This window comes from Bacillus sp. FSL K6-6540 (assembly GCF_038007545.1).
On the sequence record NZ_JBBOXH010000002.1, the window covers coordinates 935,530 to 950,000 of the forward strand.

The 14,471-nt window shown below is 44.4% G+C and carries 14 protein-coding genes and 1 rRNA gene (1 of these 15 running past the window's edge); all 15 read left to right on the forward strand.

Annotated elements, in window-relative coordinates; genetic code table 11:
* Positions 1-34: 34 nt before the first annotated feature.
* Positions 35-1,948 (forward strand): ATP-dependent zinc metalloprotease FtsH, encoded by a 1,914-nt coding sequence (gene ftsH / locus MHH82_RS37190; RefSeq protein WP_003243881.1) that lies wholly within the window; start codon positions 35-37, stop codon positions 1,946-1,948.
* Between the two features lie 193 nt (positions 1,949-2,141).
* A complete protein-coding gene (locus MHH82_RS37195) occupies positions 2,142-2,918 on the forward strand; it encodes a type III pantothenate kinase (RefSeq protein WP_010886388.1) in 777 nt (258 codons plus the stop codon).
* Positions 2,919-2,929: 11 nt separating this feature from the next.
* The gene (hslO, locus tag MHH82_RS37200; RefSeq protein ID WP_003226695.1) at positions 2,930-3,805 is read left to right on the forward strand and encodes a redox-regulated molecular chaperone HslO; all 876 of its coding nucleotides are present in this window, start codon (positions 2,930-2,932) and stop codon (positions 3,803-3,805) included.
* Between the two features lie 46 nt (positions 3,806-3,851).
* The gene (locus tag MHH82_RS37205; protein WP_024571698.1) at positions 3,852-4,745 is read left to right on the forward strand and encodes a peptidyl-prolyl cis-trans isomerase; all 894 of its coding nucleotides are present in this window, start codon (positions 3,852-3,854) and stop codon (positions 4,743-4,745) included.
* 75 nt (positions 4,746-4,820) lie between these two features.
* A complete protein-coding gene (cysK, locus tag MHH82_RS37210) occupies positions 4,821-5,747 on the forward strand; it encodes a cysteine synthase A (protein WP_015715109.1) in 927 nt (308 codons plus the stop codon).
* A gap of 166 nt (positions 5,748-5,913) precedes the next feature.
* The gene (locus MHH82_RS37215) at positions 5,914-7,326 is read left to right on the forward strand and encodes an anthranilate synthase component I family protein (RefSeq protein ID WP_015715110.1); all 1,413 of its coding nucleotides are present in this window, start codon (positions 5,914-5,916) and stop codon (positions 7,324-7,326) included.
* Positions 7,327-7,339: 13 nt separating this feature from the next.
* The gene (pabA, locus tag MHH82_RS37220; protein ID WP_015715111.1) at positions 7,340-7,924 is read left to right on the forward strand and encodes an aminodeoxychorismate/anthranilate synthase component II; all 585 of its coding nucleotides are present in this window, start codon (positions 7,340-7,342) and stop codon (positions 7,922-7,924) included.
* Positions 7,924-8,805, forward strand: coding sequence for an aminodeoxychorismate lyase (pabC, locus tag MHH82_RS37225; protein WP_003226685.1), 882 nt, complete (start codon positions 7,924-7,926; stop codon positions 8,803-8,805). Before pabA ends, pabC begins: the two co-directional genes overlap by 1 nt.
* On the forward strand, positions 8,787-9,644 hold the full coding sequence (gene folP, locus MHH82_RS37230; RefSeq protein ID WP_041850248.1) for a dihydropteroate synthase: 858 nt from the start codon (positions 8,787-8,789) through the stop codon (positions 9,642-9,644). The genes pabC and folP overlap by 19 nt, the downstream gene beginning before the upstream one ends.
* Positions 9,637-9,999: a dihydroneopterin aldolase gene (gene folB / locus MHH82_RS37235; RefSeq protein WP_072175909.1), complete on the forward strand. Its 363-nt coding sequence runs from the start codon at positions 9,637-9,639 to the stop codon at positions 9,997-9,999. Before folP ends, folB begins: the two co-directional genes overlap by 8 nt.
* On the forward strand, positions 9,996-10,499 hold the full coding sequence (gene folK / locus MHH82_RS37240) for a 2-amino-4-hydroxy-6-hydroxymethyldihydropteridine diphosphokinase (RefSeq protein ID WP_041850247.1): 504 nt from the start codon (positions 9,996-9,998) through the stop codon (positions 10,497-10,499). Before folB ends, folK begins: the two co-directional genes overlap by 4 nt.
* Positions 10,451-10,660: a helix-turn-helix domain-containing protein gene (locus MHH82_RS37245; RefSeq protein ID WP_003226678.1), complete on the forward strand. Its 210-nt coding sequence runs from the start codon at positions 10,451-10,453 to the stop codon at positions 10,658-10,660. Before folK ends, MHH82_RS37245 begins: the two co-directional genes overlap by 49 nt.
* A 23-nt stretch (positions 10,661-10,683) precedes the next feature.
* On the forward strand, positions 10,684-11,685 hold the full coding sequence (dusB, locus tag MHH82_RS37250; protein WP_014475588.1) for a tRNA dihydrouridine synthase DusB: 1,002 nt from the start codon (positions 10,684-10,686) through the stop codon (positions 11,683-11,685).
* A 91-nt stretch (positions 11,686-11,776) separates the two neighbouring features.
* Complete coding sequence (gene lysS / locus MHH82_RS37255; protein ID WP_003226674.1) at positions 11,777-13,276, forward strand: lysine--tRNA ligase; 1,500 nt, start codon at positions 11,777-11,779, stop codon at positions 13,274-13,276.
* Positions 13,277-13,586: 310 nt separating this feature from the next.
* Positions 13,587-14,471, forward strand: a 16S ribosomal RNA gene (locus tag MHH82_RS37260); it runs 665 nt beyond the window's last position.

A 14,471-nucleotide genomic window follows, 5' to 3' on the forward strand; every position in this document is an offset into this window, starting at 1 on the left:
ACATAGTTGTGCTTACTGTGGGAGGAGGTAAGGAATGAATCGGGTCTTCCGTAATACCATTTTTTATTTACTTATTTTATTAGTAGTAATCGGGGTTGTGAGCTACTTCCAGACCTCAAATCCGAAAACAGAAAATATGTCGTACAGTACGTTCATCAAAAACCTGGATGACGGGAAAGTTGATAGCGTATCGGTTCAGCCTGTCAGAGGTGTTTATGAGGTAAAAGGGCAGCTGAAAAACTACGACAAAGATCAATACTTTTTGACTCATGTTCCTGAAGGAAAGGGAGCAGACCAGATATTTAACGCTTTGAAAAAGACAGACGTAAAGGTTGAGCCCGCTCAAGAAACAAGCGGATGGGTGACGTTCCTAACGACCATCATCCCATTTGTCATTATCTTTATTCTGTTTTTCTTCCTGCTCAATCAGGCTCAAGGCGGCGGCAGCCGTGTCATGAACTTTGGCAAGAGTAAAGCGAAGCTGTATACAGAGGAAAAGAAACGCGTCAAATTTAAAGACGTTGCAGGGGCTGACGAAGAAAAGCAAGAACTTGTTGAAGTTGTTGAGTTTCTGAAAGATCCCCGCAAGTTTGCCGAGCTCGGCGCCAGAATACCGAAAGGCGTGCTTTTAGTCGGGCCTCCGGGTACCGGTAAAACATTGCTTGCCAAGGCTTGTGCAGGAGAAGCCGGCGTACCTTTCTTCAGCATCAGCGGATCTGATTTCGTTGAAATGTTTGTAGGGGTCGGTGCTTCCCGTGTGCGTGACTTGTTTGAAAATGCGAAAAAGAATGCGCCTTGTTTGATCTTCATTGATGAAATTGACGCAGTCGGACGTCAGCGTGGCGCTGGTCTCGGCGGTGGACACGATGAACGTGAACAGACGCTAAACCAATTGCTTGTTGAAATGGACGGATTCAGCGCTAATGAAGGAATTATCATCATTGCTGCGACGAACCGTGCGGACATCTTGGACCCAGCCTTACTTCGTCCGGGACGTTTTGATCGTCAAATCACAGTGGACCGCCCAGATGTCATTGGCCGTGAAGCTGTATTGAAAGTCCATGCGAGAAACAAACCGCTGGATGAAACGGTTAACCTAAAATCAATTGCCATGAGAACACCAGGCTTCTCAGGCGCTGACTTAGAAAATCTCTTGAATGAAGCTGCGCTTGTAGCGGCTCGTCAAAACAAGAAAAAAATCGATGCGCGTGATATTGACGAAGCGACGGACCGTGTAATTGCCGGACCTGCTAAGAAGAGCCGCGTTATCTCCAAGAAAGAACGCAATATCGTGGCTTATCACGAAGGCGGACACACCGTTATCGGTCTCGTTTTAGATGAGGCAGATATGGTTCATAAAGTAACGATTGTTCCTCGGGGCCAGGCTGGCGGTTATGCTGTTATGCTGCCAAGAGAAGACCGTTATTTCCAAACAAAGCCGGAGCTGCTTGATAAAATTGTCGGCCTCTTGGGCGGACGTGTTGCTGAAGAGATTATCTTCGGTGAAGTCAGCACAGGGGCGCACAATGACTTCCAGCGTGCGACGAATATTGCAAGACGAATGGTTACGGAATTCGGTATGTCAGAAAAACTGGGACCGTTGCAATTTGGACAGTCTCAGGGCGGTCAGGTATTCTTAGGCCGTGATTTCAACAACGAACAGAACTACAGTGATCAAATCGCTTACGAAATTGATCAGGAAATTCAGCGCATCATCAAAGAATGTTATGAGCGTGCGAAACAAATCCTGACTGAAAATCGTGACAAGCTTGAATTGATTGCCCAAACGCTTCTGAAAGTTGAAACGCTTGACGCTGAACAGATCAAACACCTTATCGATCATGGAACATTACCTGAGCGTAATTTCTCAGATGATGAAAAGAACGATGATGTGAAAGTAAACATTCTGACAAAAACAGAAGAAAAGAAAGACGATACGAAAGAGTAATTCGCTTTCTTTCTAAAAAAACTGCCGGCTGAAGCTGGCAGTTTTTTTATGTAAATGATGGGCTAAGCTGCGGCTTTTACAATCATCCAAATCTGGTATCGATTTGTTTACAAATGAGCCGCTGATCGTGTATGGTATTGTAGAATGTTTGTAAAAGTAAAGTAGAGAAACTATTCAAAAGTGGTGATAGAGGTTGTTACTGGTTATCGATGTGGGGAACACCAATACTGTACTTGGTGTATATCATGATGGAAAATTAGAATATCACTGGCGTATAGAAACAAGCAGGCATAAAACAGAAGATGAGTTTGGGATGATTTTGCGCTCCTTATTTGATCACTCCGGGCTTATGTTTGAACAGATAGATGGCATTATTATTTCGTCAGTAGTGCCGCCAATCATGTTTGCGTTAGAAAGAATGTGCACAAAATACTTTCATATCGAGCCGCAAATTGTTGGTCCAGGTATGAAAACCGGTTTAAATATAAAATATGACAATCCGAAAGAAGTGGGGGCAGACAGAATCGTAAATGCTGTCGCTGCGATACACTTATACGGCAATCCATTAATTGTTGTCGATTTCGGAACCGCCACAACGTACTGCTATATTGATGAAAACAAACAATACATGGGCGGGGCGATTGCCCCTGGGATTACAATTTCGACAGAGGCGCTTTACTCGCGTGCAGCAAAGCTTCCGCGTATCGAAATCACCCGGCCCGACAATATTATCGGAAAAAACACTGTTAGCGCGATGCAATCTGGGATTTTATTTGGCTATGTCGGCCAAGTGGAAGGAATCGTTAAGCGAATGAAATGGCAGGCAAAACAGGAACCAAAGGTCATTGCGACAGGAGGCCTAGCGCCGCTCATTGCGAACGAATCAGATTGTATAGACATCGTTGATCCATTCTTAACCCTAAAAGGGCTGGAATTGATTTATGAAAGAAACCGCGTAGGAAGTGTATAGGAGGTTTAGTAATGGATTATTTAGTAAAAGCACTTGCGTATGACGGAAAAGTTCGGGCTTATGCGGCGAGAACGACTGATATGGTAAATGAGGGGCAGAGACGCCATGGTACGTGGCCGACAGCATCCGCTGCATTGGGCCGCACAATGACAGCTTCACTCATGCTCGGCGCTATGCTGAAGGGCGATGATAAGCTGACCGTGAAAATCGAGGGCGGAGGTCCGATCGGAGCTATTGTAGCTGATGCCAATGCCAAAGGAGAAGTCAGAGCCTATGTCTCTAACCCGCAAGTTCATTTTGATTTAAATGAACAAGGCAAGCTTGATGTCAGACGTGCGGTTGGAACAAACGGAACGTTAAGTGTCGTAAAAGATTTAGGTTTGCGCGAGTTCTTCACAGGACAAGTAGAAATCGTTTCAGGAGAATTAGGAGATGATTTCACTTACTATCTTGTATCATCTGAGCAGGTTCCTTCATCAGTGGGCGTAGGTGTGCTCGTGAATCCTGACAATACCATTCTTGCGGCAGGGGGCTTTATTATTCAGCTGATGCCGGGAACAGATGATGAAACAATCACAAAAATTGAACAGCGTCTATCTCAAGTAGAGCCGATTTCTAAGCTCATCCAAAAAGGGCTGACACCAGAAGAAATTTTAGAAGAAGTCCTAGGCGAGAAACCTGAGATTTTGGAAACGATGCCTGTCAGATTCCATTGCCCTTGTTCAAAAGAACGGTTCGAAACAGCCATTTTAGGACTAGGCAAAAAAGAAATTCAAGATATGATAGAAGAAGATGGACAAGCCGAAGCAGTATGCCATTTTTGTAATGAAAAGTACTTATTTACAAAAGAAGAGCTGGAAGGGCTTCGTGACCAAACTACCCGCTAAGCTCTTTAGCGGGTTTTTAATTTGAGAAAAGGGGCTGAAAGCAGGTTTGAAATCAAGAACAATCTGGACCATTATTTTAGGGGCGCTGTTGGTTTGCTGTATTGCTGTTGCATATACGCTGACGAAATCCCAAGCCGGCGCATCGTCATCCGGTGAGTCTATTGCGACTATCGGGGGCAAGAGTGTGACAAGAGAAGAATGGCTGAAAGAAATGGAAGATCAGTATGGTAAGTCAACGCTTGAAGATATGATCAATGTCCGAGTTGTTGAGCAGCTGGCTAAAAAGAACAACCTTAAAATATCCAAAAGCGAAGTTGATCGTGAGTTTTTGCTGATTAAAGCGGTCAATAATTCCTTTTACGAAGATGAACATACGACGGAGAAAGAGTGGAAAGACCAAATTCGTTATAATATCCTCCTTGAGGAATTGTTAACAAGGGATATCGATATCTCAAACAAAGAATTGGAATCATTCTATAATAAAAATAAGGAACTATATCAGTTTGATGATTCGTATCGAATTCGGCACATTGTTGTAAAAGATGAAGAAGAAGCGAGAGAAGTCCTGAAAGAACTGAAAGGCGGATCAAGCTTTGAAGCTGTCGCTGCCGAAAGATCCACTGACAGATATACATCACCATACGGCGGAGATTTAGGTTTTGTCACAGAGGCATCAGACAACATTCCATCAGCATACATTGAAGAGGCGAAAACACTCAAAGAGGATGAATGGTCTCAGGAACCAATAAAGGTCAGCAACGGATATGCCATTATCCAGCTGAAAGAAAAACTAAAGGCAAGAACGTTCTCATTTGATGAAGTAAAGGACCAGATCAGACGGCAAATCGCAATGGATCAGCTAGGCGATAAAGCGACAGTTAAGACACTTTGGAAAGAAGCCGATGTATCTTGGTTTTATGGGGAAAAAAGTACTAAGTGATTGACAAAAAATTTTGAAATTGATAGATTATATACATAATACCAATACAAATAGTCGGAAATTGAGGTGTCGAGAATGGTACGTGTAGCAAACTCCATTACTGAATTAATTGGGAATACGCCAATCGTTAAATTAAATCGCCTTGCAGATGAAAACAGTGCGGATGTATATCTAAAACTTGAATACATGAACCCTGGAAGCAGTGTAAAAGACCGTATCGGTTTAGCCATGATTGAAGCGGCTGAAAAAGAAGGAAAATTAAAAGCCGGTGATACGATCATTGAACCGACAAGCGGAAATACAGGAATCGGGCTTGCAATGGTTGCTGCTGCTAAAGGATTAAAAGCCATTTTGGTTATGCCTGATACAATGAGCATGGAGCGCCGCAACCTTCTTCGCGCATACGGTGCTGAGCTTGTGCTGACTCCTGGTGCGGAAGGCATGAAAGGCGCCATTAAGAAAGCTGAAGAGCTTGCTGAAAAGCACGGATACTTTGTGCCGCAGCAGTTTAACAACCCTTCTAACCCAGAAATTCACCGCCAAACAACGGGTAAAGAAATCGTTGAGCAATTCGGTGATGACCCGCTTGACGCATTTGTAGCCGGAATCGGAACGGGCGGAACGATTACGGGAGCGGGTGAAGTGCTGAAGGAAGCATACCCTTCCATCAAGATTTACGCTGTTGAACCGTCAGATTCCCCAGTGCTTTCAGGAGGAAAACCAGGCCCCCACAAAATTCAGGGAATCGGAGCTGGATTCGTGCCGGACATCTTAAACACTGAAGTATATGATGAAATCTTTCCTGTGAAGAATGAAGAAGCATTCGAATATGCCCGCAGAGCTGCACGTGAAGAAGGAATTCTCGGAGGCATCTCATCAGGTGCGGCAATTTATGCTGCTCTTCAAGTAGCAAAAAAACTCGGAAAAGGCAAAAAAGTATTGGCCATCATTCCAAGTAACGGCGAACGTTATCTAAGCACGCCGCTGTATCAATTCGATTAAAAAAAGCCAAAACTCCCGGTCCGCCGGGAGTTTTTTTATATTTCGTGCATCAAATATGCCATGTCTGCGACGAATGTTATTCTTGGAAGAGAAATTCACTTTTTTCACTAACAACATTGCTTTACAATTAAAAACAAGTAAAAAAGAAAATAGAGGAATGATACAAATGGCACAACGCAGACCGGCAGGCAAAAAAGTACCTTTTCAAAAAGACTCATTCTTACAACAATTTGAGAAACTTGCGCAATCCCGAAAACATCATGTACTTCTCGAAAGTGCAAGAGGCGGCAGATACAGTATAGCCGGTCTTGATCCAATTGCGACTGTGAAAGGAAAAGACGGAATAACTACAATTAAGCATGGTGATGAGATGCTGTTTAAAGAAGGTGATCCATTACGGGCCTTCCACAGCTGGTTTAAAACGCTGGAAACAGAAACGAATCATGAGTTCCCTGACTTTCAAGGCGGGGCAATCGGGTTTCTCAGCTATGATTACGCACGGTACATTGAAAATTTTAAAATGCTCTCATTAGATGATCTAGAAACACCAGATATTTATTTTCTTGTTTTTGATGATATAGCAGTTTATGACCATCAAGAAGAGTCTCTATGGCTGATTACTCATGTTAATGGTTCTGATCATGAAACAGCGGATGTGAGGCTATCTGAGTTAGAGCAGATGTGGCTGACTGAGCTTCCCGCTGTCTCTTCGCGAAAGATGAAGCATGAAACAGATGGTTCCTTCGCGGCGCCATTTACCGAGGATGGGTTCTCACAAGCTGTAGAGAAAATCAAACAATACATTGCCAGCGGAGATGTGTTTCAAGTCAATCTATCAATAAGGCAGTCACAGTCACTGTCTGCCCACCCATATCAAATTTACAAAACCTTGAGAGAAGTAAATCCTTCTCCTTATATGGCGTATTTAGAAACACCTGATTTCCAAATCATTTGCGGATCGCCTGAACTGCTTGTCAGCAAAAAGGGCAAGCTATTAGAGACGAGACCGATTGCGGGCACCCGTTCCAGAGGGAAAACAAATGAAGAAGACGAGGCGCTTGCAAACGAATTGATACACAATGAAAAAGAACGCGCGGAACATGTCATGCTGGTTGATCTTGAGCGAAATGATCTGGGAAGAGTATCACGGTACGGGTCTGTGCGCGTAAATGAATTCATGGCAATTGAAAAATACTCGCATGTGATGCACATTGTGTCTAATGTCCAAGGTGAACTGCAGGATGGGTATGACGCTGTAGATATTATTCATGCTGTGTTTCCCGGAGGAACCATTACTGGTGCACCGAAAGTAAGAACGATGGAAATTATAGAAGAACTTGAGCCGACACGCCGAGGGCTTTATACTGGATCTATAGGGTGGTTTGGATATAATCACGATCTGCAGTTTAATATCGTCATTCGAACCATTTATGCAACCGGAGGGCAGGCATTTATGCAGTCCGGCGCAGGAGTTGTGATTGATTCTGTTCCGAAGCACGAATACAAGGAATCATTCAAAAAAGCTTTTGCGATGCAAAGAGCATTAGAGCTGAGCAAAGAAGAGACAAAAATTAGATGAGGTGAGCGGAGAAATGATTTTAATGATTGATAACTACGATTCATTCACGTACAACTTGGTACAGTATTTGGGCGAGCTTGGGGAAGAGCTGGTTGTGAAACGCAATGACAGCATCACAATCGAAGAAATTGAAGAACTGTCTCCGGACTTTCTGATGATATCTCCTGGACCGTGCAGCCCTGATGAGGCGGGAATCAGTCTCGAAGCAATTAAACATTTCGCAGGGAAAATTCCTATTTTCGGTGTATGTCTCGGACATCAGTCCATCGCACAAGTGTTCGGCGGTGATGTTGTTAGGGCAGAACGGCTTATGCACGGGAAAACCTCGGATATCGAGCATGACGGCAAAACCATTTTTGAAGGGTTGAAAAACCCCCTTGTTGCGACGCGATACCACTCGCTGATCGTAAAACCTGAGACGCTGCCAAACTGTTTTACAGTAACAGCACAAACGAAAGAAGGAGAAATCATGGCTATTCGCCACAATGACCTCCCGATAGAGGGCGTGCAATTTCACCCAGAGTCTATTATGACCTCCTTTGGGAAAGAAATGCTCAGAAATTTTATTGAGACATATCGCAAGGAAGTTATTGCGTGATGATATATGTGAACGGCCGGTATATGGAGGAGAAAGATGCAGTTCTTTCTCCTTTTGACCATGGGTTTTTATATGGGATCGGTGTTTTCGAAACCTTCAGGCTCTACGAAGGCTGCCCGTTTTTGCTTGATTGGCATATAGAAAGGCTTGAACGCGCGCTTAAGGATCTGCAAATCGAATATACTGTTTCAAAGCATGAGATCCTTGAGATGCTGGACAAGCTGCTTAAGCTAAATGATATCAAGGATGGCAATGCCCGCGTCAGACTGAACATATCAGCGGGAATCAGCGATAAAGGCTTTGTCGCCCAGACGTACGATAAGCCGACCGTTTTATGCTTTGTGAATCAGCTGAAACCAGAAAGTCTTCCTTTGCAAAAAGAAGGAAAGGTTTTATCGATACGGAGAAACACTCCAGAGGGATCGTTCCGGTTAAAATCTCATCATTATCTAAATAATATGTATGCGAAACGGGAAATTGGAAATGATCCGCGTGTCGAGGGAATTTTCTTAACGGAGGATGGAGCTGTTGCAGAGGGTATCATATCTAATGTCTTCTGGAGAAAAGGTCGCTGTATCTATACGCCATCGCTTGATACCGGTATTCTGGACGGCGTCACGAGACGTTTTATCATAGAAAATGCAAAGAATATCGGCCTGGAGCTCAAAACGGGCCGATATGAGCTAGAAGCTCTCTTGACAGCTGACGAAGCGTGGATGACGAACTCGGTTCTTGAAATCATCCCGTTTACTAAAATAGAAGAAGTAAACTATGGAAGCCAAAGCGGAGAAGCAACCTCCGCTCTTCAATTGTTATACAAAAAAGAAATAAAGAACATGATGTATGAAAAGGGAGGAAGAGCATGGCGCAGCACACAATAGATCAAACACAAGTAATCCACACTAAGCCCAGCGCTTTATCATATAAAGAGAAGACGCTGGTGATGGGAATTTTAAACGTAACGCCTGACTCTTTCTCGGACGGCGGAAAATATGACAGCTTGGACAAGGCGCTGCTGCACGCGAAAGAGATGATCGATGATGGTGCCCATATCATTGATATCGGAGGGGAATCGACAAGGCCTGGCGCTGAGTGCGTATCTGAGGATGAGGAGATGTCCAGAGTCATTCCGGTGATTGAGCGGATTACGAAAGAGCTTGGTGTTCCTATTTCTGTAGACACGTACAAGGCTTCTGTCGCAGATGAAGCAGTGAAAGCCGGTGCATCCATTATCAATGATATTTGGGGAGCCAAACATGATCCGAAGATGGCTTCCGTTGCAGCTGATCATAATGTTCCAATTGTTCTCATGCATAACCGCCCTGAAAGAAACTACAATGACTTATTGCCGGATATGCTGTCGGACTTAATGGAGAGTGTAAAAATTGCTGTTAAGGCCGGAGTAGACGAGAAGAACATTATTCTTGATCCCGGTATCGGTTTCGCGAAAACCTATCACGATAACTTGGCAGTGATGAACAAACTAGAGATTTTCAGCGGATTGGGATATCCGGTTCTTCTGGCAACCTCCCGAAAAAGATTCATCGGACGTGTTCTGGATCTTCCGCCTGAGGAGCGGGCTGAGGGCACAGGCGCGACTGTGTGTCTCGGCATTCAAAAAGGCTGTGACATTGTCAGGGTCCATGATGTAAAGCAAATTGCCAGAATGGCGAAAATGATGGACGCGATGCTGAATAAGGGAGGGGTGCACCATGGATAAAGTTTATGTAGAAGGTATGGAGTTTTACGGATATCACGGTGTGTTCAAAGAAGAAAACAAACTTGGCCAGCGGTTTAAAGTCGATTTAACCGCTGAGCTGGATTTAAGCAAAGCCGGACAAACAGACGACCTTGAGCAAACGATCAACTATGCTGAGCTCTATCACGTATGTAAAGTTATCGTGGAAGGGGAGCCTGTAAAATTGGTAGAAACGCTGGCGGAACGTATTGCTGGCACTGTTCTCGAAAAATTTCAGCCTGTTCAGCAATGTACGGTGAAAGTGATTAAGCCAGACCCGCCAATTCCCGGACACTATAAATCAGTAGCAATTGAAATTACGAGAAAAAAGTCATGAACAACATAGCTTATATTGCACTTGGATCTAATATTGGAGATAGAGAAACGTATTTAAGGCAAGCAGTGGCTTTACTGCATCAGCATGCTGCGGTGACAGTCACTAAAGTGTCGTCTATTTACGAAACTGACCCGGTCGGATACGAAGATCAAGCTCAATTTTTGAATATGGCTGTTGAAATCAAGACATCACTGAACCCTTTTGAACTACTTGAACTGACGCAGCAGATAGAAAATGAATTAGGCAGAACAAGGGAATTAAGATGGGGGCCGCGGACGGCAGACCTTGACATTTTGTTATTTAATCGTGAAAATATTGAAACAGAGCAACTAATTGTTCCGCATCCGAGAATGTATGAGCGTTTGTTTGTCCTTGCGCCGCTTGCGGAAATTTGCCAGCAGGTTGAAAAAGAGGCTACAAGCGCCGAAACAGACCAAGAAGGTGTAAGAGTATGGAAGCAGAAATCTGGGGTAGACGAATTCGTGCATTCAGAAAGCTGAAAGGTTATACTCAAGAAGGTTTTGCAAAAGCATTAGGTATATCAGTTTCTATTCTCGGCGAAATTGAACGCGGAAACCGATTGCCGTCAGCTGCCATCATTCAAGATGCAGCTGATGTTTTAAATATAAGTGCGGACGAATTGGCGCCGCCAGAAAAATAGAACAAATGAAAGGAGGAGAAAAATTGTTCAAAATCGGAGATATTCAATTGAAAAACCGGGTTGTGCTCGCACCTATGGCTGGTGTCTGCAACTCTGCGTTCAGATTGACTGTAAAGGAATTCGGAGCCGGATTGGTATGCGCTGAAATGGTCAGTGACAAAGCGATCCTTTACAACAATGCAAGAACAATGGGTATGCTTTATATTGATGAACGCGAGAAACCACTGAGCCTTCAAATTTTCGGAGGAAAAAAGGAAACCCTTGTGGAAGCGGCGAAGTTTGTAGACCAAAACACAACTGCTGATATCATTGATATTAACATGGGATGTCCCGTGCCGAAGATTACAAAATGCGATGCGGGAGCCAAATGGCTTCTCGACCCTGATAAGATTTACGAAATGGTTTCTGCAGTAGTGGATGCTGTTAATAAACCAGTTACAGTGAAAATGAGAATGGGCTGGGATGAAGACCACATTTTCGCAGTGAAAAATGCACAGGCTGTAGAACGTGCGGGCGGTAAAGCAGTGGCGCTTCACGGCCGTACGAGAGTGCAGATGTACGAAGGAACGGCAAACTGGGATATCATCAAAGAAGTTAAACAATCAGTATCGATTCCGGTTATCGGAAACGGCGATGTTAAGACACCGCAGGATGCTAAGCGTATGCTCGATGAGACAGGAGTAGACGGGGTCATGATCGGACGCGCTGCATTGGGCAACCCGTGGATGATTTACCGTACGGTTCAGTATCTTGAAACAGGTGAATTAAAAGAAGAGCCGCAAGTACGCGAAAAAATGGCCGTATGCAAACTGCATCTTGACCGCCTGATTGACTTAAAAGGTGAAAACGTAGCGGTAAGAGAAATGAGAAAGCACGCTGCATGGTATCTGAAAGGCGTGAAAGGCAATGCGAACGTTCGTAATGAAATCAATCATTGCGAGACGAGAGAAGAGTTTGTACAGCTTTTAGATGCATTTACGGTTGAAGTTGAGGCAAAAGAGCTTCAAAATGCAAAAGTAGGATAATACTCACCTCTATTTGCTGCTCACTGCTAGTTTTACGCTGGCAGTTTTTCTGCTTTTTTCATGAAACAATATCTGTAATGGAGTGATAACAATGAGTCAAGAAGAGCATAACCATGAAGAATTGAATGATCAGCTGCAAGTCAGACGCGATAAAATGAATCAGCTGAGAGATAACGGCATCGATCCATTCGGCGCACGTTTTGAAAGAACTCATCAGTCTCAAGAAGTTATTTCGGCATATCAAGATCTAACCAAAGAAGAGTTAGAAGAAAAAGCTATTGAAGTTACAATCGCAGGCCGCATGATGACAAAACGCGGCAAAGGAAAAGCCGGCTTTGCCCATCTTCAGGATTTAGAAGGCCAAATCCAAATCTACGTAAGAAAAGACAGTGTCGGTGACGACCAATATGAAATCTTCAAGTCTTCTGACCTCGGTGATCTTATCGGCGTAACCGGAAAAGTCTTCAAAACAAATGTAGGCGAATTGTCCGTTAAAGCAACTTCCTTTGAATTGCTGACAAAAGCGCTTCGTCCGCTTCCTGACAAATACCATGGTTTAAAAGACGTTGAGCAGCGCTACCGTCAGCGCTATCTGGATCTTATCGTAAACCCAGACAGCAAACATACGTTCATTACACGAAGCAAGATCATTCAAGCTATGAGAAGATACCTTGATGATCATGGATACTTAGAAGTAGAAACACCTACAATGCACAGCATTCCTGGGGGAGCTTCTGCACGTCCGTTTATCACTCACCACAACGCGTTAGACATTCCACTCTATATGCGTATTGCTATCGAACTGCACCTAAAACGTCTAATTGTCGGCGGTTTAGAAAAAGTATATGAAATCGGCCGTGTTTTCCGTAACGAAGGTGTCTCTACACGCCATAACCCTGAATTTACAATGATTGAGTTATATGAAGCATATGCGGACTATAAAGATATCATGAGCTTAACTGAAAACCTTGTCGCTCATATCGCCCAAGAAGTGCTTGGCACAACTACGATTCAATACGGGGAAGAGCAAATCGACCTTAAACCGGAGTGGAAAAGAATCCATATGGTTGACGCAGTCAAAGAAGCGACCGGCGTTGATTTCTGGGAAGAGGTTACTGTTGAACAGGCGCGTGAATATGCAAAAGAACATGGAGTAGAAATTAAAGACTCTATGACAGTAGGGCATATCATCAACGAATTCTTCGAGCAAAAAATTGAAGAAACGCTTATTCAGCCAACGTTTATTTACGGGCATCCTGTAGAAATTTCTCCTCTTGCTAAGAAAAACCCTGAGGACCCGCGTTTTACAGACCGTTTTGAGCTGTTTATCGTTGGCCGTGAACATGCCAACGCGTTTACAGAGCTGAATGATCCTATTGATCAAAGAGAACGCTTTGAAGCGCAATTAAAAGAGCGTGAAGCCGGTAATGATGAAGCTCATTTAATGGATGAAGACTTTGTTGAAGCTCTGGAATACGGTATGCCGCCAACAGGAGGTTTAGGCATCGGTATCGACCGTCTGGTTATGCTGCTGACGAATGCCCCTTCTATTCGCGATGTGCTGTTATTCCCGCAAATGAGACAACGCTAATAAAGAAGAGCGGTATCCTCCATAGGGAAAGGATGCCGCTCTTTTTAAATTCCTTAGTATTTCTTCAAAAAAACTATTGCACTATTATTTACTAGGTGGTATATTATTATTCGTTGCCGCTAAACAAGGCGATAACGAAAAAAAGAAATTCAAAAAAAGTTATTGACTTCACTGAGTCAACGAGTTATAATAATAAAGTCGCTTGAACGAAGTGAACAAAATGATCTTTGAAAACTAAACAAGACAAAACGTACCTGTTAATTCAGTTTTTAAAAATCGCACAGCGATGTGCGTAGTCAGTCAAACTACTTTATCGGAGAGTTTGATCCTGGCTCAGGACGAACGCTGGCGGCGTGCCTAATACATGCAAGTCGAGCGGACAGATGGGAGCTTGCTCCCTGATGTTAGCGGCGGACGGGTGAGTAACACGTGGGTAACCTGCCTGTAAGACTGGGATAACTCCGGGAAACCGGGGCTAATACCGGATGGTTGTTTGAACCGCATGGTTCAAACATAAAAGGTGGCTTCGGCTACCACTTACAGATGGACCCGCGGCGCATTAGCTAGTTGGTGAGGTAACGGCTCACCAAGGCGACGATGCGTAGCCGACCTGAGAGGGTGATCGGCCACACTGGGACTGAGACACGGCCCAGACTCCTACGGGAGGCAGCAGTAGGGAATCTTCCGCAATGGACGAAAGTCTGACGGAGCAACGCCGCGTGAGTGATGAAGGTTTTCGGATCGTAAAGCTCTGTTGTTAGGGAAGAACAAGTACCGTTCGAATAGGGCGGTACCTTGACGGTACCTAACCAGAAAGCCACGGCTAACTACGTGCCAGCAGCCGCGGTAATACGTAGGTGGCAAGCGTTGTCCGGAATTATTGGGCGTAAAGGGCTCGCAGGCGGTTTCTTAAGTCTGATGTGAAAGCCCCCGGCTCAACCGGGGAGGGTCATTGGAAACTGGGGAACTTGAGTGCAGAAGAGGAGAGTGGAATTCCACGTGTAGCGGTGAAATGCGTAGAGATGTGGAGGAACACCAGTGGCGAAGGCGACTCTCTGGTCTGTAACTGACGCTGAGGAGCGAAAGCGTGGGGAGCGAACAGGATTAGATACCCTGGTAGTCCACGCCGTAAACGATGAGTGCTAAGTGTTAGGGGGTTTCCGCCCCTTAGTGCTGCAGCTAACGCATTAAGCAC